This is a genomic window from Dyella acidiphila (genome assembly GCF_014863405.1).
Taxonomy (GTDB): domain Bacteria; phylum Pseudomonadota; class Gammaproteobacteria; order Xanthomonadales; family Rhodanobacteraceae; genus Dyella_B; species Dyella_B acidiphila.
This window is the reverse complement of the sequence record NZ_JACZZA010000007.1, coordinates 206814-230079: the sequence shown is the minus strand read 5'-3', so window position 1 is coordinate 230079 and position 23266 is coordinate 206814. Positions and strand designations below refer to the sequence as shown.

The following is a 23266-nucleotide window of genomic DNA, read 5'->3' as shown; positions in this document are numbered from 1 at the left end:
GTGAGCCATGCCATTTCATCGGTCGGGAACGACGGAGCCAGCCGGAAAAATCCAGGTTTTTGTCGGTGTTTGGCTTTGGGCTTAATTTCGGCGGAAAGATGAGAAATTTCCGGTTGGTGGAAGAATCATGCATTCCTACGCTAACGACCTCTCTTCGAGGTGGCCGTTATGCCCTGTGCGGATATTTTTCTTGTCTACGATCTTTTAGGCACTGCGATTGCACGGGGCCGGCTCGACGTGGCCCATTACGCAAAAGAGGGCGGATATGGCCGATCCGACATATTGTCGTGCCTGTGCATGCTGTGGCGGGAATGCCTGATCGAATCGCCGGTAGTGAATTTCGCCGTGGATCAGGACAGCGTTATCTCCCTCGATCACGGCGCCAGCGACTACGGACGCAGCATGCACCGCCTGCTGCGCGAGACGTTGCTGATGTCGCCGGAGTTTCGCTCCCTGCGTGAAAACGCGTCTGAACCGGCTGCTGCGCCTGCATTTCCATCGCGCGGGCTTGGGTGCAACGACGGAGGGAAGATCCGTGTCGTTCGCTGATATCTCGCTGATCTTCGACTTGCTGCATGCGGTATCGACGTGCTCGCCCATGATCGCCACCGAATACGATCCAGCCAGTGCGTATAGCTGCGAGCAGGTGCTGCGCGGGTTTGGCATTCTGCATCAGCATGCGCTGATCGATGCCGAGCTTGTCGTGGATGCCAGCGGCTATCGCACGATCGATTATCAAGTGGTCGGGCTGACCGACAGGGGACGGCGCATCTACCAGGTGCTGATGCAGACGCAGTTGCCGTTCGGCGGCGCGGCCGATCAAGCCGATCTGGAGTAAGCAGGTCAGCCGGGCAACGTTCTGCGAAGTGCTGACGCTCGGCCTTGGCTGCGTTCGAACGTGATTCAACGCCCTCGATTCGCTGAGGCGCCGGTTGCAGTTGCATGGATCGCCCAAGGCAAGCAAACCAACGCCAACAAATGCCAGGGACGAAAGTTCTTTACCTGATCGAGATAGCGAGTTGGGCAGCTCGCCATGCGTGGAAATCCAATTGGGGGGATATGTCGGCCTTGTCTGGGCGGAGGGGGATTTCTTGCGCAGCCCGATTGGAGCGAATACCCCCGCAAGTACCTCATGCATCCCTGGCCTGATCGCTCTTTGCCGATCTTCGACAAGATACGCCAGATACGAAAAAGCCCGCGTTTCCGCGGGCTTTTCGACGTTTCAAAATTGTGTTGCTACGGCTTGAAACGCGCTGTTGGTACCGGTGATAGGACTCGAACCTACACGACATCGCTGCCAGTGGATTTTGAGTCCACCGCGTCTACCATTCCGCCACACCGGCACGCAGGCGAACGCCTATTATGCCGGTTTCAGTGGACCGGGTCGAGACTCAGCTGGCGGTCCTGGCATTCGTAGCAATGGTCCTGGCCCTTGGGCTGGAACACGGCGCAATGGGTCATGTTGCCGGAGTAGATGTGCAGGCTGACCGCCACCGAGTCGTCGCTGGGATTGCGGATGGTGTGGTACTCGTGCGGCGGGATCAGGCTGCCGGCGGAGCCCGGGCCGGCCTGGATCGAGCCCACCGGCTGGAAGCGGCACAGGTCGCCCTCGTCGGCCAGACGCTCGTACTGCACCACTTCCAGGGCGCCGCTCCACACGCCTTCCACGCACCACATGCCGCAGTGATCGTGGATGGGGGTGCCCTGGCCCGGGCCCCAGGTCATGGCGACCACGCAGTAGCCCAGGTCCTCGCTGCGGTAGAGCTCGCGCCGGGCGTAGCGGTTTTCGGCCGTCTCGAACACGCACTCGGGCAGCTTGATTTCCTGGTTGCGGATCAGCTTGCACAGGCTGTTGCGCAGGCTGTCGGTGATGGCCGGGGTGGAACCCTTGGCGACGGCTTCGTCAATGGCGCTGATGAGCTTCTGACAGCCTGGGAATTCGGTGGTGAGCATGGCGGACGTCTCGGACAAGGCTGGGGTTGCAGATGACCCTACTGAAAGAACAAACCGGCTGAAGCCCTGGAGGCTTCTCTGCTAGCCTTCGGTGATCGATGCCTGATCGGGCCCAAGAGGGGGAGTCCATGGGTGTGATGGTGATTGTAGCGTACCGCCCCAAACCGGGGTGCGAGGCGGACCTGGAGACCCTGGTCCGCGAGCACGTGCCGTGCCTGCGTACGCTGGGGCTGGTGACCGAGCGCCCGGCCCAGGCCATGCGGGCCAAGGACGGCACCATTGTGGAGGTGTTCGAGTGGGCGGATGGCGCCATCGAGGCCGCCCATAACAGCTCGCGGGTGGCGGAGCTGTGGGAGCGTTTCGCCAGCGCCTGCGACTACGTGCCGCTGCGCGAGCTGCCGGAGGCCGAGGGGATGTTCGCGGAGTTCGAGCCGATCGCGCTGTAGGTTGGGTTGTGACCCAACGGGGGCGCGGCATGGCGAAAAACGTTGGGTTACGCTGCGCTAACCCAACCTACGTGGTGCGTGGGCTGGATGTGGACGATCGAGCGTCACCTATTTCGCCTTGGCGCTGAAACTGCGGCCCGCAGGAATCCGCACCAACACCCCACCGTCATCCCGGCGAAGGCCGGGACCCAGCGTCTTTGCACAGCGAAGCCGGAGGCGGAGGGGTGTTCGCGGAGGTCGAACCAACCGCATCGTAGGTTGGGTTGTAACCCAACAATGCCGCGCCATGGCGAAAAACGTTGGGTTACGCTGCGCTAACCCAACCTACGTGGTGCGCGGGCTGGATGTGGCGATTGAGCGCCACCCATTTCACCTTGGCGCTGAAACTGCGGCCCGCGGGAATCCGCACCGACACCCCACCGTCATCCCGGCGAAGGCCGGGACCCAGTGACTTCATTGCGTAAAAGACGCTGGGTCCCGGCCTTCGCCGGGATGACGGTGGGGATGGCGGTTACGGTGTAACGGCTACTGGATGCGGGCGAGGAAGCCGCCGATGGCGCGGCTGTAGTTGTCGATATCCACCAGGAACGCGTCGTGGCCCTGCGGCGAATCGAGCGCCACGAATTCCACTTCGGCGCCGGCTGCGCGCAGGCCTTCGGCAATCTGCTCCTGCTGCTCCAGCGGAAACAGGATGTCGGTGCTGACGCCGATCACCAGCGCCTGTTCGATCTGGATGCGCTTGAGACCTTCCAGCACGCTGCCGTTGCCGTATTCGGCGATGTCGAACCAGTCGCTGGCGCGTGACAGGTACAGATAACTGTTCGGATCGAAGGTGCGCACGAAACGCTGCGCATGACCTTGCAAATATGACTCGACCTGGAATTCCAAACCGAAGGGCTGTTCTTCGCGTTGTTCCGGATCCAGCCGGATGCGGGCGAAGCGGCCGTTCCATTCCATCGCCGAGCGGTAGGTGATCACGCCGAGCTTGCGCGCGATGCTCATGCCGATATCCGGATACTGCGCGTTGTCGTACTGGCCGTTGTTCCAGTGCGGATCGAGCCGGATCGCTTCGCGCTGCAGCGAGCGGATGGCGATGGCGAACGGCTGCGCCTGCGGCGCGGTGTCCACGCTGATATGCGTACGCACGCTGCCGGGGTGCAGCAGCATGTAGGCCAGCGTGCTCATGCCGCCCATGGAACAGCCGATCAGGCTGGCAAGCTGCGCGATGCCGAGCTCGGCAACCAGCGCGTGCGCGGCGTTGGCGACATCTTCCAGCGAAAGATCCGGGAAGCTCAGCCGGTAGGCCTCGCCGGTGGCCGGATCGATCGAGGCCGGGCAGGTGGAGCCCTTGTCGCTGCCCAGCGAATTCATGCAGATGACGAACCAGCGGCGCGTGTCGATGGCCTTGCCGGGACCGAGCATGCCCTCCCACCAGCCGGGCGAAGGATCGGCGTCGTTGGCGGCGGCGTGAGCGCTGGGCGAGAGTCCGGTCAGCAGCAGCACGGCGTTGTCGCGCGCGGCGTTCAGGCTGCCCCAGGTTTCGTAGGCGACGTGTGCGCCATGCAATGCGCCGCCGCGCTTCATGGCGAACGGCGAGGGCAGTTTGAAGTATTGGCGTGCGTCGCTCATGACCGGTCCTTCAATGGGCTGATATCGCTCCGCGGCGAGCGAACTCCGGCGAGCAGAGTGCCTGGAGTCGGGCGATCAGTCTAATCGTGCACTTTGTCGATCAGGAGCTTGACCGGCGCCTTGCTGTCCACCGCGACCACGCCTGCATCGCCCTCCAGGTCGCCGGCCTGCGCCATCGCTTCGCCGCTATGGCTGATACGTGCGCCGACGAAGACGCGCGGCACCGAGGAGAGTTTCATCGATGGTGTCATGCCCATTGCATCGGTAAGCGTGACCGTGGCGGGCAGTTGGCCGGCGTCGAGGCGGGCGACCGCCAGCGGCATCGGCGGACCGTGTTCCGCACGGGCGTAGACGAACAAGGTGTCGCCCGCGGCAAGCTTTGCCTTCAGCGCCGGTGCGAGCGTGACGTCGACGTGCAGGGCCGGCCCGGCTACTGCGGCGGGCGCGGCAGTGCTGCTGGAGGTAGAGGCAGGCGCACCGTTGGCGTGCGCATCGGCCAGCGCGATCTGCTGCGCCACTGCCTGGGCGACACTGGAGCCAGGCTGCAGCTGCGGTTGCAGGATGCGCCACGTAGCTGCCGCATCGGCGTAGCTGCCTTGCTGGTAATCGCTGATGCCCAGCAACCACAGGCCGCGCTGGTTGTCCGGCTCCAGCTTTACCGCCTGTTGGAGCAGGTCGCGTGCGCGCCCCTGGATCTGATGATCGGGGCGTGCAGCGGCATCGGCTTCGGCCCAGCCGGCCATGGCGGCGGTATTGTTCGGCATCAGCTGCAATACCTGGTCGTAGGCTTTGCGCGCTTCGCCAGGTTGCTGCATTTCCATCTGGGCTTGTGCGAGCAGCATCCAGCCCTGGGCGTCCTTGGGATTGGCCGCCAGGTGCGCACGCAGTTCATCCAGGGCCTTGTCGACATCCATGGTGGTTTGCGCCTGGGTCTGCACACCGCCCAGCGTGGCCGGAGTGCCGATCTTCAGGTACAGCAAGGCCGCACTGATGGGCAGGATCAAGGCGATCGCCAGCATCACGGCGAACACGCTGCGCGGGCTGCCGGAGCGGCGGCCATGTTTGAGCAGTGGGATCAGCAGCAGCGCCAGCGCCACCGCGATCATCACTGCGGCGGCTATGTAGAAAACGGATTTCACCAATCGTCCCCAGTGTCGGTCGGTGTGGCGGGCGTGCCGGCCCGGCTGCGTTTGCGGATGGTGTAGCCGACTGCCACGCCGCCGGCGAGCAGGATCAGCAGCGGCCCGAACCACAACAGCCACGTGCCTGCGTTTACCGGCGGGTCGTACAGCACGAACTCGGAGTAGCGATCGACCAGATATTGTTTGATCTCGGCATCGCTCTTGCCTTGCTGCATCAACTCGAACACCTTGTGGCGCAGGTCGCGCGCAAAGTCGGCGTTGGAGTCGGCAAGGTTTTCGTCCTGGCAGACCAGGCAGCGCAATTCGCTGGTGAGGTGCTGGAAGCGCAGTTCTTCGGCGTGATCGCGGAACGGCAGCGGATCGATGGCCTGCGCCGCCACCGCCGTGGCAATGGCGAGCAGCGCGAACACCAGGGCGATGCGCCATGCGCGGAGCATCAGGGCGCTTCCTTCTGCAGTGCGGCGATGGCCGGCTTGAGTTGTTGTGCAATTACATCCGGCGTCAGCGGGCCGATGCGCTTGTAGCGAATCACGCCCTTGCCGTCGATCAGAAAAGTTTCCGGCGCGCCGTACACACCGAAATCGATCGCGGTATGGCCCGATTCGTCGGCGATCACCAGGCTGTACGGATTGCCGTGCTTGGCCAGCCACGCCTTGGCGTCGTTCGGATCGTCCTTGTAGTCGTAGCCCACTACCGGAATGCCCAGGCCTTGCGTTTCGGCCATCAGCACCGGATGTTCTTCGCCGCAGGCAAAGCACCAGCTGGCAAAGACGTTGACCAGATACGGCTTGCCCAGCATCGCTTCCTTGGTCACCGTTTGCGCCGGGTCATCCAGCTTGGGTAGCGCATAGGCCGGTGCGGGCTTGTTGATCAGCGGCGAGGGGACGGCGGTGGGATCGTGCGCACTGTTCCACCAGATGCCGAAGCCGAGCAGGGTGGCCAGCAAGACAAAACCGAGCAGGGGCAGCAGGCGGCTCATGCGCGCGACTCCTGCACGCTTGCTGCAGCCGTTTGCGTTGCTTCCGCTGTGCGCTTGACGCGGAAGCGGCGATCCGCCGCGCTGACAAAGCCACCCAGCATCATCAACAGGCCACCGCCCCAGATCCAGCGGATAAACGGTTTGGTGTAGAGCCGCAGCGCCCAGGCGCCTTCGACGTGCTGGGGATCCATCGGTTCGCCCAGGGCTACGTACAGGTCGCGCGTGATGCCCGCATCGATGGCGGAGGTGGTCTGCACCTGCTCGTGCGCATAGGTGCGCTTCTGCGGATGCATCACGGCCACGGTTTCGCCCTTGCGCGAAACGGTGACCATGCCCTGTTCGGCTTCCCAGTTCGGGCCGCGGGTCTGGGTGACGCCGTCGAAGCGGAAGTCATAGCCGCCGACGCTGGCGACATGCCCGGGCGACATGCGCACGTCGCGCGTGACGCTCAGCGACTCGGACAACAGCACGCCGATCAGGAACACCGCCACGCCCAGATGCGCCAGCAGCATGCCGGCCATTTCCGCCGGATAGCGGCGGCCGGCCGGCATCTCGCGCCAGCGCCGCAACACATACAGCAACACGCCCACGCCAACCCATACCGCGCTGGCTACGCCGGCAATCGCTTTCAGCTGCCCTTGCACCAGGAAGGCGGCGATTACCGCGCACGCTGCCGCCGCGATGCCGGCGCGCACCAGCACCTGCCTGAGCAAGGGCGCGTCGCTCTTGCCCCAGCGCAAATACGGACCGAACGGCAGCAAGAGCACCACCGGCAACATCAACAGCGGAAACAGCAAACCGAAATAGGGCGGCCCGACCGAGATCTTGCCCAGGTTCAAGGCATCGCCCAGCAGCGGAAACAGCGTGCCCAGCAGCACCATCGCCGCGGCCACGGTGAACATCAGGTTGCCGATCAGGATCGCGCTTTCGCGCGAGACCAACGCAAACGCCTTGCCGCCGGCGACCTTGGGCGCACGCAGTGCGTACAGCAGCAGCGATCCGCCGACCACCACGGCCAGGAAGCAAAGAATGTAGAAGCCGCGGCGCGGATCCGAAGCAAAGGCATGCACCGAGGTGAGAATGCCCGAGCGCACCAGGAAGGTGCCGAGTAGCGACAGCGAGAACGCAAACAGCGATAGCAGGATGGTCCATGCACGCAGCGAACCGCGCTTCTCGGTAACCGCCTGCGCATGGATCAAGGCCACGCCCACCAGCCACGGCATGAAGCTGGCGTTTTCCACCGGATCCCAGAACCACCAGCCGCCCCAGCCCAGTTCCGCATACGCCCACCAGCTGCCGGCGACGATGCCGCAGGACAGAAAACCCCAGGCCGCATTGGTCCACGGCCGCGCCCAGCGCACCCAGGACTGTTCCATCGAGCCGCCCAGCAAGGCCGCGATGGAAAACGCGAAGGCGACCGAGAAACCGACATAGCCCATGTACAACACGGGCGGATGAAAGGTCATGCCGGGGTCTTGCAGGATCGGGTTCAGATCCGCGCCATCCGGCGGCATCGGCAGCAGGCGTCCGAACGGATTGGAGGTGAACAGGATGAAGCACAGAAAGCCGACCGAGATGATGCCGAGCACGGCCAGCACGCGTGCGACGAATACCTCGGGCAATTGCCGGCTGAACAGCGCCAGCGCAATCGTCCATACATTGAGGATCAGCACCCACAGCAGCATCGAGCCTTCGTGCGCGCCCCACACCGCCGCAATGCGGTAATACCAGGGCAGCTGCAGGTTGGAATTGTCGGCCACGTATTGCACCGAGAAATCGAAGTGCAGAAAAGCCGAGACCAGAATGGCGAAGGCCAGCGCCACGAACACCGCCTGCCCGCTGGCGGCCGGCCGCGCCACCGCCATCAGCGCGCGGTTGTTCCGCCAGGCGCCGAGCAGCGGCAGGGTGCTCTGTGCCAGCGCCAGCAACAGCGCGAGGATCAATGCCAGTTGGCCCAGTTCCGGTGTCATGGCTGCGCCTTGTCCTGGTTGGCGGCTTCGTCGATGTGCTTGCCTGCATGCGCCTTGGCCATCGCGTCTTTCAGCTCCTGCGGCATGTAGGTTTCATCGTGCTTGGCGAGTACTTCGGTGGCGACGAAGCGGCCGTCATCCATATGGCCGGTGGCGATCACCGATTGGTTCTCGCGGAACAGGTCCGGCAGGATGCCGTTGTATTCCACCGGCATCGCACCGCTGGCGTCGATCACGGTGAAGGTGACTTTCAGCGAATCGCTGCTGCGCTGGATCGAACCCTGCTTCACCATGCCGCCGAGGCGGAAATTCTGGTAACGCGTTGCTTCGCCCGCCTGCACCTGGCTCGGCGTGAACAGGTAGTTCATGTTTTGCTGCAGGGCGTAGACCACCAGCGCAGCCGAGATGATCACGGCGACGAGGACGGCGATGACGATGGTGAGTCGGCGTTGACGCGTGGGATTCATGAGAACTTGGCTTGACTCCCTCTCTCCTGCGGGGAGAGGGCTGGGGTGAGGGGGCAATCTTGCCTTGCAGGTATTTCTTTAGCGTGGAAATACCGCGGAATGGCTTGGCGACAAGCAGGGAATGTCATGGCAAGCGCGGCCCCTCACCCCAACCCTCTCCCCGCAGGGGAGAGGGCGTAACGGTGCGTTCCTTGCGGGCTTCCTGGCGCGCCAGCCGGCCACGCAATTCGCGCAGCAGACGGCGGCGGCGGAACTGCGGCGCCAGCCAGTCGATCAGCAAGACGGCAAAGAACACGCCGTAGGCCGGCCACACGTAAGCGGCGTAACCGCCCATGGCGAAGAACGCGTGCAGCGACGGGCTCATGCGCGGCCCTCGGTTTCGGCGATCTGGCGCACCCAGTCCTTGCCGCTTTCCAGCGCCAGCAGATCCGTGCGCGTACGACCGAACAGGCTGGCCACGTAGTAGAGCTTGGTGGCGGCCATCATGGTCAGCAGCGGCCAGATCATCGACGGCGCGATGCTCGAAGGTCCGAGCAGGCGGATGGTGGAGCCCTGGTGCAAGGTGTTCCACCAGTTCACCGAGAAATGCACGATCGGCACGTTGACGATCCCGATCAGCGCCAGGAACGCCGCCGTGCGCGCACCTTGCCGGCGATCCTCGAACGAGTGATACAGGCCGATCACGCCCAGGTACAGAAACAGCAGCACCAGCTCGGACGTGAGCCGCGCATCCCAGGTCCACCAGGTGCCCCACATGCGCTCGCCCCAGAGCGAACCGGTGACCAAGGTGATGAAGGTGAAGCAGGCGCCGATCGGCGCCGAGGCCATCGCCACCACTTCCGCCAGCTTGATTCGCCATACCAGCGCAATGAATGCGGCGACGCCCATCACGCCATAGATAAACAAGCTCATCCATGCGCATGGCACGTGGATGAAGATGATGCGGTAGTCATCGCCTTGCTGATAATCCGGCGGCGCCAGCACCAGGCCGCCGTACAGGGCGACGAGGCCGAGCAGCAGCGCAAGGGTGATCGCCCATGGCCGCAGCGCGCCGGCGAAGCGGTAGAACGCCGGCGGCGAGCTCAGCTTGTGCAACCACAAAGGGATCCAGTTGGCCATGGCTACGAATCCAGCGCGATACGGAGTGCAGCCGCGCATGCCAACGGGGCAAGCACTACGGCCATAACAAGTGCTGCACCCAACCACGCGATGGGGGCGATCCACGGCAGCCCCTCCTGGGCAGCTGCCAAGGCCCCGGCGGCAAAGATCACCACCGGCACGCATAGCGGCAGCAGCATCAGCGCGAGGAGCATACCAGAGCGTCGGGTGCCGGCCGTCAGCGCTACCAGCACACCGCCGAACAGGCTGAGCAGGGGCGTGGCGAGCAGCAAGGCCAGCAGCAGCACCGGAATCACCGGCGCCGGCAGGTGCAGCATGCCGGCCAGCAGCGGGGCGATCACGATCAGCGGCACGGCGGTGGCCAGCCAGTGGGCCAGGATCTTCATGCCCATCATCACGGCCAGCGGCTGCGGCGCCAGCATCAGCTGTTCCAGTGAACCGTCTTCGATATCGCTGCGGAACATGGCATCCAGCGCCAACAGCATGGCCAGCAATACCGTTACCAGCACCGCGCCGCCGGCAATGCGGCGCAGCAGGGCATCTTCCGGCCCCAGCGCGAACGGAAACAGCGAGGTGACGATCAAGGCGTACAGCACCGGCAGCAGCATGTCGCCGCGCTGGCGCCAGGCCAGGGTGAGATCGCGACGCAGCACGGCCATGCAGGCATGCCCGAGGCTGGGACGTCGCAGCTCATGCATGCAGCCGGATCCGTTGCGGTTCGCCGCCGTGGAATTGCACGGCGCCATGGCTGGTCACCAGTGCGGCGCCGCCCTGGGCGATATGCGCTTCCAGCAACCGGTTCACCAGCTCGATGCCGGTGCGATCCAGGTTGGCGTAGGGCTCGTCGAGCAACCACAGGCTGGCCGGAATCAGCAGCAGGCGGGCAAGCGCCACGCGCTTTTTCTGGCCTGCGGAAAGTTTGCGTACGGCTTCATCTTCGTATCCGGTCAACCCAACCAGGGTGAGTGCCTCATTGATGCGCGCAAGGTTGTGTTGGCCGTACAGACCGATGGCGAAGGCCAGGTTTTCGCGCGGACTCAGTTCGGTTTTCAGGCCCAGCTGGTGGCCGAGGAAGAGCACTTCGCCGCTGCAGCGATCCCAGCTCAGCGGCTGGCCGCGCCACAGCAGCTCGCCTTCTTCCGGCCGCAGCAGGCCGGTGAGGATGCGCATCAAGGTGGTCTTGCCGCTGCCGTTGTCGCCTTCGATCAGGGTGAGTTCGCCGGCCTCGAGGCGGAAATCCAGCGGACCGAATACCGGCTCGTCCTGGCGGTGGAAGCTCAGGGCGCGGGCTTCGAGCAATGGCGTGGCGGATGGGCTGGCGGTCATTCCCGGCATTGTCAGGAGGCTTCAGCCCGCTTGTCCATGCGGCGGCCTGTCACTGCTCAGGCGCAGGCGCGCATAGCCCTGGCCCAGGCCGTGTACGTAGGCGTGCTGCTGGAATTGCTGCGCCAGCTCGTCGATGTCGGCCAGGTTGGGGCCGACCACGAACAGGCTGGCTTCGCGCCAGCTATTGCCCACGCCCATCCCGGGCCGGATGCAGGTGGTGCGCGGCAGCTGACGCAGGGCCAGCAGCAGCGCTTGCTGCGCAGCATGATTGTGCGTGCGCGGCTGCGCTTGCGAGCCGGGATTCCAGGCGGTGATGAAGGCCCAGCTGTGTTCGCCGATCAGCGTATGCAGCGAGGTCGGCAGGGCGGCGTCGACGTGGATGGAAACCCAGCCCCCTTGCGGGAGGCGCACCCGGTAGTCGGTGCTGCGGTAGGTGTCGATCAGTGAATTATCCATGGCGTAATTGGGGTAGCGGAGGCAGCGTGGCTTGCAGCGTCTTGACGGCGGCGTCGAGCTGCACGTCGTTGGCGCCGAGCGTGCCACGCAGCAATTGTTCTAATAGCTGATCCTGCGCGCGGCCGCGTTCGTAGGCGTAGGCGTAGGGCAGATGGGTAAAGGTGACCATGCGGTAGCGCGCCATGAAATGCGTCGGCGCACGTTCGGCCAGGCGCGCCCCCAGTTCGCGCTTGGCGAGATAGCGCGGATCGGCCACCGAATCGCGCATCTCGATATAGTTTTCCAGCGCCATCGCGGCGATGGCATTGGCATTGGGCTGGCGAATGCGCTGGAACTCGGCGAAGGCATCGGCGGTATCGCGGCCGGCTTCGGCCAGCAGATCGGCCAGCACCACGGTGTCTTCGAAACCGCAGTTCATGCCCTGGCCGTGGAACGGCACGATGGCGTGCGCGGCGTCGCCGATCAGCAAGGCGCGGCCATCGATATGCCAGCGATCCAGATACAGCGTGGACAGGCTGCCTACTGGATGCCCGTCGTAATCCTCGGCGAAGCGCGGGATCTGCGGCAGCAGGTCCGGAAAATCCTCGCGGAAAAATGCTGCGGCCGCGGCTGCATCCGGCAGCGTGTCGAAACTGGGATGGGCGCCGTGCGCCGGCAGGAACAGGGTGACGGTAAAGCTGCCTTCGGTATTGGGCAGCGCGATGCACATATAGCCGCCGCGCGGCCAGATATGCAGCGCGTGCGGCTCGATGGCGAAGCGATCGGCGCCGGTGGCAGGCGGAATTTCGAGTTCTTTATAGCCATGGCCCAGCGGTTCGACGCGGATGCCCAGCGGCTGGTAGTCGTTCATCGCCGCGCGCAGGGCCGAGCCGGCGCCGTCGGCACCGACCAGTACGGCGGCTTCATGCCGGCGCTGGGTACCGTGTTCGTCGGCCAGCACGATCTGCCGTGCATCGAGGTCGGCAGCCAGCAGCGACTGGCCGAAATGCATGTTCACGCCGGCGGCTTCCGCCGCATCCAGCAACAACATGTTCAAGCTGCCGCGGGATACCGACCAGATCACTTCGCTGTCGTCGACGCCATAGCGCTGCAGGCCGGAGCTGCCCTCGCGCGGATGCACCATGCGGCCGCGCATCATCACGGCGCGTTGCAATACATCGTCAGCCAGCCCGGCGGTGCGCAGTGCCTGCAGGCCGCGCTCGGCCAGCGCCAGGTTGATCGAGCGGCCGCCGGTAAAACCTGCGCGGCGCGGATCGGGGCGCTTTTCGAACATTTCCACCCGGAATCCGCGCCTGGCCAGCAGCTGGGCGAGCAGGGCGCCGACCAGGCCGCCGCCGATCAGGGTGATTGCTTGCCGTGTCATGCCGCATCCCGTGGGAGGAAGCTGGACACTGTTCCGCAACTGGGCATTTACTGCAAGTACGACCGGCGGCAGGCGCCGCCCGGCGGCTTAGAAGCTCATGAAATAGCCGCCGTTGACCGGCAGGTTGGCCCCGGTGATGTAGCTGGCATCGTCCGCGGTGAGAAACACCACCGCGCGGGCGATGTCGGCCGGCGTGCCCAGGCGTCCGACCGGAATGTCGGCAATGATTTGCTGGCGGATTTCATGCGGCACCGCGGCCACCATCGGCGTGTCGCAGTAGCCGGGCGAAACGGTATTGACGGTAACGCCCTTGCGCGCCGTTTCGCGCGCCAGCGCCATGCTGAAGCCATGCACGCCGGCCTTGGCGGCGGAGTAATTGGTCTGGCCGAACTGGCCGGTCTGCCCGTTTACCGAGCTGAGATTGACGATGCGCCCGAAGCTGCGCGTGGTCATGCCTTCGACCACATGGCGGCACATATTGAATACGCCATCCAGATTCACCCGCATCAGCTCATGCCATTGCTGCGGATCCATCTTGCGCAGGCTGGTGTCGCGGGTGATGCCGGCGGCGTTCACCAGGATGGCGGCCGGCCCGATGTTGCGCTCGATATGCTCGACCAGGCCGCCGCAGGCCTTGAAGTCGCTGACGTCGCAGGGCTCGAACCGGATGGCGCCGTGATAGCTGGCGACTTGTTCGCGAAAGGCCTCGATGCGCTCGCCGCGGGTGGCCAGGTCGACCGCGATCACCTGGCGCCCGGTTTCGGCCAGGCGCATGCAGATTTCGGTGCCGATGCCGCCGATACCGCCGGTCACAATGGCGATCCGCGCGGCGGAAGTTGACGGAGTCATCACGGTTGGCGTCTCACGCATGCCGCGCGGCAGCACGTGCTGTGCTGCAGCGGGCGAGAGAGGGAATGGACCGCGCCGCGGACGTTCAGGGCTTCTTGGTGCCGGGGCGGCTGGGCTGGCCCGGATTCGGCGCCGTCTGCGAGGCGGTATCCAGGAAACCGCGCTGCATCGATTTCCAGGCGTCCAGGTTGCGCTCGGTCAGCTCGTTCAACAGCGACCATGGGGTCTGCCCCATCAGGCTGTTGAGCTGGCTGCGGAACTGCTGCTGCTGGTCGAGGAAGACCTGCAGGCTGCGCTCCAGGTACGGGCCCATGAATCCCTGCAGGGAGTCGCCGTAGAACCGGATGATCTGGCTCAGCAGCTGGGGCGACAGCATCGGCTGGCCCTTCTCCTCGTGCTCCGAGATGATCTGGAGCAGCACGGAGCGGGTCAGGTCCTCGCCCGATTTGGCGTCGCGGACCTCGAAGTGTTCGCCATCCAGAACCAGCTGACGGACCTCTTCCAGCGTGATGTAGCTGGAGATCTCCGTGTCATAGAGCCGGCGGTTCGGGTACTTCTTGATGATGCGATTTGTTTGTGCCATGCGGCACAAGCTAGCAGAAGGTATTGCGCCGCACCAGTCACGCGCCCGGTTTTATGCTGCACGCCGGAGTGCAGCAAAGCCGGGCCGGCCGGGGCGGCACGTATCAGTGACCGGCAGCCCCGCCGGCGCTGCCGAACGGCGGCCGCGAGAACCACAGCACCGGGATCAGCAGCACGAACAGCACCGCGCACAAGAAGAAGACATCGTTCACCGCCAGGGTCAGCCCCTCCCGACTCACGATTTGATCGATATAACCCAGGCGCTGGCTGGCGCTCATATGCAGATGCGACAGTTGCTGCAGGTATTGGCTGGTGGCCGGCGCGTCCGGGCTTACGTACTCGGTAAGGGTGGCGTGGTGGTAGATGCCGCGGTGCTGCCACAGCGTCACGGTGACCGCGGTCGAAACGCTGGACCCCAGGGTGCGGAAGAAATTGGACAGGCCGGAGGCGCTGGCGATTTCCGAGGCCGGCAGCCCCGACAGGTAGATCTGGTTGAGCGGAATAAAGAAGCAGGGAATGGCCAGGCCCATCACAAAGCGCGGCACCACCAGAGTGGCGAACGAGGCTCCGCTGTCGAAGGTGGAAAACCAGTAAGAGGTAATGGCGAAAATAATGAAGGCGAAGCTCACCAGCATGCGCAGGTCGAACTTCTGCATATTGCGCCCGATGATCGGCGACAGCAGGAACGCCAGCACGCCCACCGGCGCGCTGGCCAGGCCGGCCCAGGTGGCGGTGTAGCCCAGCGTGGTCTGCAGCCAGAGCGGGAACACCACGTTGATGCCGAAGAAGGCGAACATGCCCAGCGACAGGCTGATCACGCCGACGGTGAAGTTGCGTTGCTTGAACAGCGTCAGGTCGATCACCGGATGCTTGGCGTGGATTTCCCACACCACCAGGAAGGTGAGGCAGACCAGCGCGATGATGCCCAGCGCCAGGATCAGCGTGGAATTGAACCAGTCGTGGTCATTGCCGTTGTCGAGCATGAACTGCAGGCAGCCCACGCCCGCCACCAGCAGTACCAGGCCGACCACGTCGATCGGTGTCTTGTAGGTCTTGGTCTCGCGCTTGTGCAGCAGGGTCCAGGTGATGATCGCGGCCAGCACGCCTACCGGCAGGTTGATGTAGAAGATCCATGGCCAGGACAGGTTGTCGGTAATCCAGCCACCCAGGATCGGTCCGAAAATGGGCGCCACCACTACCGTCATGGCCCATAGCGCCAGCGCGATACCCTGGCGTTCCTTGGGATAACTTGAAAGCAGCAAGGTCAGCGACAAGGCCACCATCGGGCCGGAGCCGGCGCCCTGCATCAGGCGGGCAAATACCAGCATCGGCATGCTGGTGGCCATGCCGCACAGCATGGAAAACAACACGAACAACATCACCGAGACGACGAAGGTGCGCACTTCGCCGAAGCGCCGCGCCACGAAGCCGGTCAGCGGCTGCATGATCGCGCTGGCCAGCGAGTAAGAGCTGATCGTCCAGGTGCCTTCGCTGGCACTTACGCCCAGGGCGCCGGAAATATGCGGCACCGCCACGTTGACGATGGTCATGTCCAGCACTTCCATGAAGGTGCTGAACGCGACGGCGATGGTCAGCAGCACCAGCGGGGCGCCATGCAAAGGCTTGAGCGGTGCAGTGTTATCGGGAGTGGCAGCCATGATGGCCTCGCAATCTTGCCTTGCTGCCGTCATTCCCGCTCGCGCGGGAATGACGGGAAATGGAGGTTACCAAGTGAGTGCGGGATGCCCGGGCGTCATTTGCCCAGGTTGGCGCTGATGATCTTCTGCGCTTCCGCATCGGCCTGTGCGGCGACCTGGTCGTACACCGAGGTCTCGGCCGGCGGCTGCTGCGGCGACGACGCCAGCAGCGGGCCCTGGTCGTTGGTGATGTCCACCGTCACATCGGTCGACAGGCCCACGCGCAGCGGATGCTTGTCCAGTTCGTTGTTGTCCAGCGCAATGCGTACCGGCACGCGCTGCACCACCTTGATCCAGTTGCCGGTAGCGTTCTGCGCCGGCAACAGCGAGAACACGCTGCCGGTGCCGGCGCCCAGGCCGATCACCTTGCCGTGGTATTCCGCACTGCCGCCGTAGATATCGGTGCTGATCTTCACCGGCTGGCCGATGCGGATGTGGCGCAGCTGGTTTTCCTTGAAGTTCGCATCGATCCACAGATTGTGCATCGGCACGATGGTCATCAGCTGCTGGCCCGGCGTGATGCTGGCACCCAGTTGCACGCTGCGCTGAGCGACGTAGCCGCTGACCGGCGCGACGATGGTGTTGCGCTGTGCGGCGATCCATGCGGCGCGGAAGTTGGCGCGGGCCTGCTGCACGGTGGGATTGTCGGCGGTGTCCACCCCTTCAATGGCGGCACGCGATGCGCTGGCCTGCGCCTTGGCGGTATCCAGCGCGGCTTGCGCCTGGGCTACGGCGTCGCGCATGTGCTGCACGATTTCGGGCGATTCGGCTTGCGCGGCAACCAGCGGCAGGTGGCGTTTCAGATCGGCCTGTGCCTTGCGCAAATCCACTTCGCGCGCGGCTACGGTGGCGTCGGCGCTACTGACCGAATCGGTCTGCTGGCGCACCTGGCGCACCGCCTGGGCGAGTGCGCTGCTGGTCTGGCGCAGGCGCACATCGGCGTCGGTGCCATCCAGCTTCACCAGCACCTGGCCGGCTTCCACGCGCTGGGTGTCGTCGGTAAGGATCGCCACCACCGTGCCGGATACCTGCGACGACAAGGCGACCTGGTTGCCGCCGACATAGGCGTTATCGGTGTTCTCGCGACGCGAAAACACCAGCAACCACAGCAGGAACCAAATCACCGCGGCCAGCACGAACACCCCGGCCACGATCAGCAGGGCGCGGCTGCGCTTGGCGGGGTTCTTCGCGGCCAGGCCGCTATCGTTGGCGTCCTTGGAAATATCGGTAGCGCTCATGTCACGGGGCTCCGGCGAGATTCGAAGTGGAAGCGGTAGAAGAGGAAGCGGCAGGAGCGGCGGGGTTGCCGCTATCCGAGCGATAGCCGCCGCCCAGCGATTTGATCAGCGCAAGGTCGGTGCTCAGCGCCTGCGCGTGCAGGCTCACCGCCTGGTCGCGCTGCTGCAGCAGCTGCAACTGGGCGGCAAGGCTTTCGCGCGCATCCTGCGTGCCATGCGCCTGGCGTGCCTGCGCCGTGGCGAGCAGCGCCTGTTCGGCCTTCACATGTGCTTCCTGTTTGACGCGCCGCTCGGCGATTTGCTGGGCGGTTACCGCCTGCGTGCCGACATCGCGCGCCGCATCGGTTACCGTCACGTTGTACTGCGCAATGGATGCATCGAGCTGCGCGCGGCTGGCGCCGTAATTGGCTTTCAGCAGACCGCCTTCGAAGATCGGCAGATGCACCGCGGGCGTGATGCCGAAGACGCGGCTGCCGGCGGTGAACAGATTGCCCAGGCCGCCCTTGCTGCCTTGAAGCAGGCCCGGAATCGTCGGCGAGCCCTGGTTGGTGCTGGACAGTCCCGCCATCGCATTGATGCTGACATCCGGCAGAAATTGCGCGCGTGCTACGTCGGTTTGCTTGAGCGCCGATTCCACCTGCCAGCGGCTGGCGGCGATATCGGGGCGACGGGCAATCAGGTCCAGCCGTGCATCATCGGGCAGGCCGCCTTCGATAGTCGGCAGGCTGTGCGGCTGCAACGACGGAAGCTCGGCGGGGGACACATTCGCCAGCGCCGCCAATACCACTTTGCGCAACTCGATCGAGCCTTCCAGCGTGACCTGCGCCTGCTGCGCGGCGGCCAGCTGTGCGCGCGCCTGCTGCACGGTGTCTGGTAGATCCACGCCCTGATGCACGCGCAATTGTGCGATCTGCAGCAGTCGCTGCTGCACGCTGACCGACTGCCTGGCCAGTGTCAGGCGGTTCTGGTCTGCCAGCCAGCCGAAATAGGTATCTGCCACGGCGTTCTGCAGCGTCAGCGCGGCGGCACTGTGCTGGGCTTCGGCCGCATGCGCCTGATCCAGTGCAGATTCGATCGCCTTGCGCTTCTTGCCCCACCAGTCGAAATCGTATTCGAGCTGCACGCCGAGGTCGGCCTGGTTGTACCAGTTGAAACCGAGCAGGGCAGGCGGAAACAGGCCGTGATCGCTCATGCGCTGACGCGTGAGCTGGGCGCTGCCGTTGATGGTCAGGCCTGCCTGCGCGGCGGCGACGCGTACCGATTGCTCGGCGGTCTGTACGCGTGCATGAGCCTGAGCAAGATCCGGCGACTGCTTCATCGCCAGCGCAATCAGCGCATCGAGCTGCGGATCGTTGTACACGCGCCACCAGTCGGCGGCCGGCCAGCCGGCACGGGCGGCGGCCGGCAATCCGGCCAGCGGGACATCGTCGCGCAATGCCGGATGCGGCAGCTTTGCCGGAATCATGCAGCCGGCCAGGCCCATGCTTAGCAGCGTGATCCAGGCGAGCGGCCGCAAGCGTACGGATGCGGAAGAAGAAAGACTGTTCATGGCGGATCACCCGCTTCATGTTCGAGTTGAGTGAGGTTTTTGGCGAGCTTGCGCATCAGCTTGCTGAACTGGTTGCGGTCGCTCTGCGTGAATTCGGCAAACGTGAGCCGCAAACTGGGCATCATGCCGGGCAGCATTTTCTGCACGAAGCGACGCCCTGCAGCGGTGATTTGCATCACTACCTGGCGGCGGTCCGTGATGTTGTGGCCGCGCGTGATCAAGCCGCGCTTGGCTAATGCATTGGCAATGCGCGTCATGTTGGTGGCGCCTTGCGAGGTGAATTCGCACAGCTCGCCCGGCGTCGAGGAACCATCGGGCTGGGAGAACAGCATCACCAGCGTGCGGAATTCGCTGTCGTTGAGTTTGTAAGGCCGAAGCTTCGATTCGAATTCCGCCTGCAAGCGCTCGCCCACTAGCAGCAGCAGGCGGCACAGCTTGGCGTCTTCGGGCAGTTCGGGCACCGCCTTGCGGATGCGCTCGAAGCCTTCGTCCAGGTGTTTGATCCGGTTAATCAGGGACATTTCACTGGTGCATATTTCACTGATGAAATAAATAATGCAACGCGGCGGAGGTCGAGCGCAAGTGCTATGCGCCTCAACGTGCCCCGCAGTGCTTAGCCGGGAAGGGTGTCTTCGGAGGAAATTCCGAACAGGCGCGCGACGTTGGCTGTCGTTGCAGCAGCCAATGCATGGGGATCCATGCCGCGCAGTTCGGCGACGCAGCGTAAGGTATCGGCAAGGAAGGACGGCTCGTTGCGTTCGCCGCGATGTTGTGCGCCGGGCTGATCCGGGGCGTCGCTTTCAAGCAGCAGATATTCGATCGGCATCTCGGCGACGATGCGCCGCAGGCGCTGGGCGCGCTCATAGGTAACCGGGCCGCCAATGCCTAGATGAAAGCCGATCTTCCACAGCTGCTCGGCTTGTTGCTGGCTGCCGGAGAAGCTGTGCACCACACCGCGCAGGCCGCCGGTACGGCGCAGTGTCGTAGTGACTTCGTCGAGGGCGTTGCGGGCGTGCAGGATGACCGGCAGGTTACATTTGCGAGCCAGGTCTAGTTGGCGCGCGAAGATATCGCGTTGCGCCTGGGCGTCATGATCTTCGGCATGGAAATCCAGGCCGATCTCGCCTACGGCTACGGGGCGCTGCGTGTCCAGCCAATGCGCCAGCTGGGCCATGTCATCCGCCTGATGCCGGTGCATGAACATCGGATGCAGTCCGTAGGCTGGAAACAATCCCGCCCCCGGTTTGCACAGTGCCTGGATGCGCGGCCAGCTTGCGGCATCGGTCCCCGGAATGATCTGCACGACAACGCCCGCAGCGCGGGCGCGTGCAAGGGCGGCAGGGCGATCGGCATCGAAGCGGGCGTCGTCCAGGTGTACGTGACTGTCGGCGAGTAATGGCATGGTTTCGAGCTTGGATTAGGCGGCTTTCCCGCCGGATGCGGGTCGACTTGCGAAGAGGTCGACATTTTGGTGTTTTGGTCCAGTTTTATTCAGCATCCTGGCGCTTCAATGCACGTCGCAAGATATCGCGGGGACGCAGCATCAGCTGCGGCTGTCTTCAAGTCCAGGAGATCCAGAAATGAGCAAGTTTGTAGTCAATGCATTGTGCATGGGGCTGGCGGCGTCGTTGACGCTTGGCCTGGCCGCCTGCAATCGCCAGGCCAGTGCCGATGCCAACGGTGCGGCCGCGGCCGGTGCCGATGCTGCCGCCCAGGTGCAACCGGGCCAGCAGCCCGGCCAGGCGCCCCAGTCGACCGACGATGGGCAGTATGCCCAGGTGGTCAGCGTTACGCCGGTCCGCCAGGACGTCAACAACCCGCAGCAGGTCTGTCACGACGTGGTGGTCAATCGGACGGTACCGCCGAAGGACCAGCACCAGATCGCGGGCATGGCGATCGGCGCGGTGGCGGGCGGTTTGCTCGGCCATATGGTCGGCTCGGGCAAGGGCAATGCGCTGGCCACGGCAGCCGGTGCGGTCGGCGGCGGCTATGCCGGCAAGAAAATCGAGGAAAGCCGTCAGCAGGCAAACGTTCAATCCGAAGTGGTTCATCGTTGCGACACTGTTGCGAATACCACCAGTAATATCGTTGGGTATGACGTGACCTACGTCTACAACGGAGTAACGCGCACCACCCGCATGGATCACGATCCCGGTAATCGCGTGAGGGTGGAACAGAGTGTCAGCGTGGTCTCCAGCGCCCAATGATCGATTTACCAAGGAGGTCGTCGTGAAAATGAAATCAAGCAAGTATGGTCTGGCGGCGGCGTTACTGGTTGGTACGGCAGCGCTTACCGGCTGCCAGACGCAGCCGGTCTATCAGACGACCTATGGCTACCGTGGCTGCCAGAGCTGCGGCGTGGTGCAGCAGGTGCAGCAGATCTATATCCAGCAGCAGGGCACCAATCATGCGGTGCTGGGCACGGTGATCGGCGCGGTGGCCGGTGGCCTGCTGGGCAGCACCATCGGTCACGGTCGCGGCAATACGGCGGCGACCGTGGTGGGTGCGGTGGCTGGCGGTGCGGCGGGCAATGCGATCGGTTCGCAGAACAGCCAGCCGGGCGGTGCCGCGCCGGCGTGGCAGATCGTGGTCCGCATGGATAATGGCCAGTACGCCACTGTTACGCAGGGTCCCAATCCGGGCGTGCGTCCTGGCGATTATGTGGTGATCAGCAACAACCAGGTGTATCCGCGCTGATGCGTATGACACGCAAATGGGCGTTTAGACGTCTATTTGCATAAAGCGCGCAAATAAAAATGGCCCTCGAAAGAGGGCCTTTTTTTGTGTCTTGCTTGCGCATTAATTGAGCGAATAGAACTTGTGGTCGCCGATGGTAATGGCGCTGTGATTGCGCGACCATGCCGGTGCCACCGCTGCCGTTGCGAAGTGATCTGCATGCGGCACGAACATATGGCGTTCTTCGGCGGGAAGATCCCAGTTGGTGATCGACTTGCCGGCGATCTCCCATGCTTTCTGGAACGCGCCGAGATTGTCGATTTCCTGGGTGAGCGGCGTTGTGGTGAGCGCAAACTGATGCGGTGACTTCACCACATCGCACACCGTATCACCCCATTGACCGCGTTCGCGTCGACGCATGGCAACTTCTGCCACGGCCATCTGACCGACCGTCGACTGGCTGCGAGCTTCCAGATAGACGGTAGTCGCCAGACAAGTCTGGTCTGCGAGCGGTTGGGGCAGTACGGACATCAGCCACAACAACATGGAAAGTTTCATACCTGCCTCCAGTTTGCAGTACGTCCGGACATGACATGCATGTCAGGGCGCCATTGCGGTGGACGGGCGGGCAGACCGTTCCACCTGGATATATCGCTAATACCGAAACTTGTGGCGTTAGCGGTTAGCCACCAAAACGTGGCGAAAACGACCGGCATGTCCGATGTCGATCGTCATGGATTCTGCAATTACGCTGCGGGCTCAGGGCCTTGTGTGCAGCGCGTTCGCGCATACGGCGAATTGTCCACCGGCAATCATTTCTGCCGGGTCGCGCCGATCCGGACCCCTCCGGTTCGTCGCGTATGTAGGCGCCCTGTGGTCTGGTCGGCGCCAAAAAATCGTTGGCGGAATCTAGTGGGCCTTTTTCGTCTTTGCAAGTGCCTGGCTTAATCAGTTCACAATTTACTCACGTTGCGCGTGTGTCTCGCGCAACGTTGAAATCAGTCGTGCCAACTCTCCACAAGTGCGATGACGATGCCGTCATCGCTAGTGTTTTCGATAGCTTGCGCGATGTTGTTCGCTGTCTCATCCGTGATGACAGCGAGTGCATCGAAGCTGTCGCGATCTGCAATGACACTCAGCAATCGCACGAACTCACGACCATCGCGCTGCAGTTCCGCGCCATCCGAAACACGCGTGGAGAGTTTGATGCGATGCAGGTGGCGTTTGTTCCCGCCGCGGTAGTGCAGGCGCGCAACAATTTCCTGTCCTGGATAGCAACCCTTGTCGAGTGCAACGGCACCGAGTCGATGCAATGACAATGCCGGCGGCAGAAATTGATTGGCGGCGTTGTCCGGCAACCACGGCCAACCTGCATGCAGTTGCGCAAGCTGCCATGCATCATCGCCAACAACATCGTTGCCTACGTGCAACGCATATGCACCACACCCCACACGAATGTTGTTCTGATCCGCGTCGACAATGTGCATGGGAAGTGCTGCGCCAGTTCCGAGTTGCATGTGCTGCGCACTATTGAGGGTGACACGTGAACGGAACACGAAGCGACGCAATGCCTCGGCAAACTCCGCAGCGTTGCCGCCGCGCAGCAGTACCAGGAAACGTTCGGTATCCAGTCGCGCAAGATGGAACACGTTGCGCACACGGCCTTGTGCATCGAGCCAGCTGCTGAATTGCCATTGGCCTACCGGCAGTGCCGTGACCTGGCTGGTGAACTGGGCATGCGCAAAGGCGGCGGCGTCCGGGCCTTCGATAAAGATTGCTTGGGCGGGGCTGGATGTCTGCATGCGCGGAGTGATGGGGGCAGTAA

The 23266-nt window shown here is 63.8% G+C and carries 27 protein-coding genes and 1 tRNA gene; 5 read left to right on the top strand and 23 right to left on the bottom strand.

Annotated features, from left to right (window positions below; genetic code table 11):
• Window positions 1-168 precede the first annotated feature (168 nt).
• Together IGX34_RS13115 and IGX34_RS13110 are read left to right on the top strand one after the other, a co-directional pair.
• Window positions 169-549 carry a hypothetical protein gene (locus IGX34_RS13115; protein ID WP_192556165.1) on the top strand — a complete coding sequence of 127 codons (381 nt, stop codon included), beginning with the start codon at window positions 169-171 and terminating at the stop codon, window positions 547-549.
• Window positions 536-838 (top strand): hypothetical protein, encoded by a 303-nt coding sequence (locus IGX34_RS13110; RefSeq protein WP_192556164.1) that lies wholly within the window; start codon window positions 536-538, stop codon window positions 836-838. The genes IGX34_RS13115 and IGX34_RS13110 overlap by 14 nt, the downstream gene beginning before the upstream one ends.
• Window positions 839-1257: 419 nt before the next feature.
• Here IGX34_RS13110 and IGX34_RS13105 read toward each other — a convergent pair.
• Both IGX34_RS13105 and IGX34_RS13100 read right to left on the bottom strand, forming a co-directional pair.
• Window positions 1258-1343 (bottom strand) — tRNA-Leu (locus IGX34_RS13105).
• Window positions 1344-1371: 28 nt separating this feature from the next.
• On the bottom strand, window positions 1372-1953 hold the full coding sequence (locus tag IGX34_RS13100) for a cysteine dioxygenase family protein (RefSeq protein ID WP_192556183.1): 582 nt from the start codon (window positions 1951-1953) through the stop codon (window positions 1372-1374).
• Between the two features lie 128 nt (window positions 1954-2081).
• Here IGX34_RS13100 and IGX34_RS13095 point away from each other — a divergent pair, with 128 nt between their 5' ends.
• The gene (locus IGX34_RS13095; protein WP_192556163.1) at window positions 2082-2399 is read left to right on the top strand and encodes a hypothetical protein; all 318 of its coding nucleotides are present in this window, start codon (window positions 2082-2084) and stop codon (window positions 2397-2399) included.
• Window positions 2400-2924: 525 nt separating this feature from the next.
• Here the strand turns inward: IGX34_RS13095 and metX are convergent.
• From metX to IGX34_RS13000, 19 genes are all read right to left on the bottom strand, one after another.
• Window positions 2925-4028 (bottom strand): homoserine O-acetyltransferase MetX, encoded by a 1104-nt coding sequence (metX, locus tag IGX34_RS13090; RefSeq protein WP_192556162.1) that lies wholly within the window; start codon window positions 4026-4028, stop codon window positions 2925-2927.
• A gap of 80 nt (window positions 4029-4108) precedes the next feature.
• Window positions 4109-5167, bottom strand: coding sequence for a c-type cytochrome biogenesis protein CcmI/CycH (locus tag IGX34_RS13085; protein WP_192556161.1), 1059 nt, complete (start codon window positions 5165-5167; stop codon window positions 4109-4111).
• Window positions 5164-5607 carry a cytochrome c-type biogenesis protein gene (locus IGX34_RS13080; protein WP_192556160.1) on the bottom strand — a complete coding sequence of 148 codons (444 nt, stop codon included), beginning with the start codon at window positions 5605-5607 and terminating at the stop codon, window positions 5164-5166. Before IGX34_RS13080 ends, IGX34_RS13085 begins: the two co-directional genes overlap by 4 nt.
• Window positions 5607-6149: a DsbE family thiol:disulfide interchange protein gene (locus tag IGX34_RS13075; RefSeq protein ID WP_192556159.1), complete on the bottom strand. Its 543-nt coding sequence runs from the start codon at window positions 6147-6149 to the stop codon at window positions 5607-5609. The genes IGX34_RS13080 and IGX34_RS13075 overlap by 1 nt, the downstream gene beginning before the upstream one ends.
• Window positions 6146-8119, bottom strand: a complete 1974-nt coding sequence (locus IGX34_RS13070; protein ID WP_192556158.1) for a heme lyase CcmF/NrfE family subunit — start codon at window positions 8117-8119, stop codon at window positions 6146-6148. The genes IGX34_RS13075 and IGX34_RS13070 overlap by 4 nt, the downstream gene beginning before the upstream one ends.
• Window positions 8116-8586 (bottom strand): cytochrome c maturation protein CcmE, encoded by a 471-nt coding sequence (gene ccmE, locus IGX34_RS13065; protein ID WP_192556157.1) that lies wholly within the window; start codon window positions 8584-8586, stop codon window positions 8116-8118. The genes IGX34_RS13070 and ccmE overlap by 4 nt, the downstream gene beginning before the upstream one ends.
• Before the next feature lie 124 nt (window positions 8587-8710).
• Window positions 8711-8950, bottom strand: coding sequence for a heme exporter protein CcmD (gene ccmD / locus IGX34_RS13060; RefSeq protein ID WP_425598789.1), 240 nt, complete (start codon window positions 8948-8950; stop codon window positions 8711-8713).
• Entirely contained in the window at window positions 8947-9705 is a 759-nt protein-coding gene (locus tag IGX34_RS13055) for a heme ABC transporter permease (protein ID WP_192556156.1), read from the bottom strand. Before IGX34_RS13055 ends, ccmD begins: the two co-directional genes overlap by 4 nt.
• Before the next feature lie 2 nt (window positions 9706-9707).
• Window positions 9708-10403, bottom strand: coding sequence for a heme exporter protein CcmB (gene ccmB, locus IGX34_RS13050; protein WP_192556155.1), 696 nt, complete (start codon window positions 10401-10403; stop codon window positions 9708-9710).
• Entirely contained in the window at window positions 10396-11031 is a 636-nt protein-coding gene (ccmA, locus tag IGX34_RS13045; RefSeq protein WP_192556154.1) for a cytochrome c biogenesis heme-transporting ATPase CcmA, read from the bottom strand. The genes ccmB and ccmA overlap by 8 nt, the downstream gene beginning before the upstream one ends.
• A 21-nt stretch (window positions 11032-11052) precedes the next feature.
• Window positions 11053-11487, bottom strand: coding sequence for a DUF3293 domain-containing protein (locus tag IGX34_RS13040; RefSeq protein WP_192556153.1), 435 nt, complete (start codon window positions 11485-11487; stop codon window positions 11053-11055).
• Window positions 11480-12850 carry an FAD-dependent oxidoreductase gene (locus tag IGX34_RS13035; RefSeq protein WP_192556152.1) on the bottom strand — a complete coding sequence of 457 codons (1371 nt, stop codon included), beginning with the start codon at window positions 12848-12850 and terminating at the stop codon, window positions 11480-11482. Before IGX34_RS13035 ends, IGX34_RS13040 begins: the two co-directional genes overlap by 8 nt.
• A gap of 87 nt (window positions 12851-12937) precedes the next feature.
• On the bottom strand, window positions 12938-13699 hold the full coding sequence (phbB, locus tag IGX34_RS13030) for an acetoacetyl-CoA reductase (RefSeq protein ID WP_192556181.1): 762 nt from the start codon (window positions 13697-13699) through the stop codon (window positions 12938-12940).
• 85 nt (window positions 13700-13784) lie between these two features.
• Window positions 13785-14282: a polyhydroxyalkanoate synthesis repressor PhaR gene (gene phaR / locus IGX34_RS13025; RefSeq protein WP_192556151.1), complete on the bottom strand. Its 498-nt coding sequence runs from the start codon at window positions 14280-14282 to the stop codon at window positions 13785-13787.
• Window positions 14283-14385: 103 nt separating this feature from the next.
• Window positions 14386-15939: a DHA2 family efflux MFS transporter permease subunit gene (locus tag IGX34_RS13020; RefSeq protein WP_192556150.1), complete on the bottom strand. Its 1554-nt coding sequence runs from the start codon at window positions 15937-15939 to the stop codon at window positions 14386-14388.
• Between the two features lie 95 nt (window positions 15940-16034).
• Window positions 16035-17216, bottom strand: coding sequence for an HlyD/EmrA/EmrK family protein (locus IGX34_RS13015; protein WP_192556149.1), 1182 nt, complete (start codon window positions 17214-17216; stop codon window positions 16035-16037).
• A gap of 1 nt (window position 17217) precedes the next feature.
• Window positions 17218-18765: an efflux transporter outer membrane subunit gene (locus IGX34_RS13010; protein WP_192556148.1), complete on the bottom strand. Its 1548-nt coding sequence runs from the start codon at window positions 18763-18765 to the stop codon at window positions 17218-17220.
• Entirely contained in the window at window positions 18762-19286 is a 525-nt protein-coding gene (locus tag IGX34_RS13005) for a MarR family transcriptional regulator (protein WP_192556147.1), read from the bottom strand. The genes IGX34_RS13010 and IGX34_RS13005 overlap by 4 nt, the downstream gene beginning before the upstream one ends.
• Before the next feature lie 92 nt (window positions 19287-19378).
• Window positions 19379-20167 (bottom strand): TatD family hydrolase, encoded by a 789-nt coding sequence (locus IGX34_RS13000; RefSeq protein WP_192556146.1) that lies wholly within the window; start codon window positions 20165-20167, stop codon window positions 19379-19381.
• A gap of 178 nt (window positions 20168-20345) precedes the next feature.
• Between IGX34_RS13000 and IGX34_RS12995 the strand changes: the two genes are divergently transcribed.
• Window positions 20346-20972 carry a glycine zipper 2TM domain-containing protein gene (locus IGX34_RS12995; RefSeq protein WP_192556145.1) on the top strand — a complete coding sequence of 209 codons (627 nt, stop codon included), beginning with the start codon at window positions 20346-20348 and terminating at the stop codon, window positions 20970-20972.
• Between the two features lie 28 nt (window positions 20973-21000).
• On the top strand, window positions 21001-21462 hold the full coding sequence (locus tag IGX34_RS12990; RefSeq protein ID WP_225737450.1) for a glycine zipper 2TM domain-containing protein: 462 nt from the start codon (window positions 21001-21003) through the stop codon (window positions 21460-21462).
• Between the two features lie 102 nt (window positions 21463-21564).
• Here the strand turns inward: IGX34_RS12990 and IGX34_RS12985 are convergent, their stop codons facing one another.
• Both IGX34_RS12985 and ygfZ read right to left on the bottom strand, forming a co-directional pair.
• Window positions 21565-21999, bottom strand: coding sequence for a cell wall hydrolase (locus IGX34_RS12985; protein ID WP_225737434.1), 435 nt, complete (start codon window positions 21997-21999; stop codon window positions 21565-21567).
• A 440-nt stretch (window positions 22000-22439) separates the two neighbouring features.
• The gene (gene ygfZ, locus IGX34_RS12980) at window positions 22440-23243 is read right to left on the bottom strand and encodes a CAF17-like 4Fe-4S cluster assembly/insertion protein YgfZ (RefSeq protein ID WP_192556143.1); all 804 of its coding nucleotides are present in this window, start codon (window positions 23241-23243) and stop codon (window positions 22440-22442) included.
• Window positions 23244-23266: the final 23 nt, after the last annotated feature.

Excerpts from the sequence above, each read along its gene's own strand:
- ccmE (WP_192556157.1), bottom strand. The coding sequence starts at position 8,586 with ATGAATCCCACGCGTCAACGCCGACTCACCATCGTCATCGCCGTCCTC.
- IGX34_RS13080 (WP_192556160.1), bottom strand. The coding sequence starts at position 5,607 with ATGCTCCGCGCATGGCGCATCGCCCTGGTGTTCGCGCTGCTCGCCATT.
- IGX34_RS13000 (WP_192556146.1), bottom strand. The coding sequence starts at position 20,167 with ATGCCATTACTCGCCGACAGTCACGTACACCTGGACGACGCCCGCTTC.
- IGX34_RS13095 (WP_192556163.1), top strand. The coding sequence starts at position 2,082 with ATGGGTGTGATGGTGATTGTAGCGTACCGCCCCAAACCGGGGTGCGAG.
- IGX34_RS13015 (WP_192556149.1), bottom strand. The coding sequence starts at position 17,216 with ATGAGCGCTACCGATATTTCCAAGGACGCCAACGATAGCGGCCTGGCC.
- IGX34_RS12995 (WP_192556145.1), top strand. The coding sequence starts at position 20,346 with ATGAGCAAGTTTGTAGTCAATGCATTGTGCATGGGGCTGGCGGCGTCG.
- ccmA (WP_192556154.1), bottom strand. The coding sequence starts at position 11,031 with ATGACCGCCAGCCCATCCGCCACGCCATTGCTCGAAGCCCGCGCCCTG.
- IGX34_RS12990 (WP_225737450.1), top strand. The coding sequence starts at position 21,001 with ATGAAATCAAGCAAGTATGGTCTGGCGGCGGCGTTACTGGTTGGTACG.
- IGX34_RS13055 (WP_192556156.1), bottom strand. The coding sequence starts at position 9,705 with ATGGCCAACTGGATCCCTTTGTGGTTGCACAAGCTGAGCTCGCCGCCG.
- IGX34_RS13075 (WP_192556159.1), bottom strand. The coding sequence starts at position 6,149 with ATGAGCCGCCTGCTGCCCCTGCTCGGTTTTGTCTTGCTGGCCACCCTG.
- IGX34_RS13010 (WP_192556148.1), bottom strand. The coding sequence starts at position 18,765 with ATGAACAGTCTTTCTTCTTCCGCATCCGTACGCTTGCGGCCGCTCGCC.
- IGX34_RS13005 (WP_192556147.1), bottom strand. The coding sequence starts at position 19,286 with ATGTCCCTGATTAACCGGATCAAACACCTGGACGAAGGCTTCGAGCGC.
- IGX34_RS13115 (WP_192556165.1), top strand. The coding sequence starts at position 169 with ATGCCCTGTGCGGATATTTTTCTTGTCTACGATCTTTTAGGCACTGCG.
- IGX34_RS13070 (WP_192556158.1), bottom strand. The coding sequence starts at position 8,119 with ATGACACCGGAACTGGGCCAACTGGCATTGATCCTCGCGCTGTTGCTG.
- IGX34_RS12985 (WP_225737434.1), bottom strand. The coding sequence starts at position 21,999 with ATGAAACTTTCCATGTTGTTGTGGCTGATGTCCGTACTGCCCCAACCG.
- IGX34_RS13035 (WP_192556152.1), bottom strand. The coding sequence starts at position 12,850 with ATGACACGGCAAGCAATCACCCTGATCGGCGGCGGCCTGGTCGGCGCC.
- IGX34_RS13040 (WP_192556153.1), bottom strand. The coding sequence starts at position 11,487 with ATGGATAATTCACTGATCGACACCTACCGCAGCACCGACTACCGGGTG.
- phaR (WP_192556151.1), bottom strand. The coding sequence starts at position 14,282 with ATGGCACAAACAAATCGCATCATCAAGAAGTACCCGAACCGCCGGCTC.
- ccmB (WP_192556155.1), bottom strand. The coding sequence starts at position 10,403 with ATGCATGAGCTGCGACGTCCCAGCCTCGGGCATGCCTGCATGGCCGTG.
- IGX34_RS13020 (WP_192556150.1), bottom strand. The coding sequence starts at position 15,939 with ATGGCTGCCACTCCCGATAACACTGCACCGCTCAAGCCTTTGCATGGC.
- ccmD (WP_425598789.1), bottom strand. The coding sequence starts at position 8,950 with ATGAGCCCGTCGCTGCACGCGTTCTTCGCCATGGGCGGTTACGCCGCT.
- phbB (WP_192556181.1), bottom strand. The coding sequence starts at position 13,699 with ATGACTCCGTCAACTTCCGCCGCGCGGATCGCCATTGTGACCGGCGGT.
- metX (WP_192556162.1), bottom strand. The coding sequence starts at position 4,028 with ATGAGCGACGCACGCCAATACTTCAAACTGCCCTCGCCGTTCGCCATG.
- ygfZ (WP_192556143.1), bottom strand. The coding sequence starts at position 23,243 with ATGCAGACATCCAGCCCCGCCCAAGCAATCTTTATCGAAGGCCCGGAC.
- IGX34_RS13100 (WP_192556183.1), bottom strand. The coding sequence starts at position 1,953 with ATGCTCACCACCGAATTCCCAGGCTGTCAGAAGCTCATCAGCGCCATT.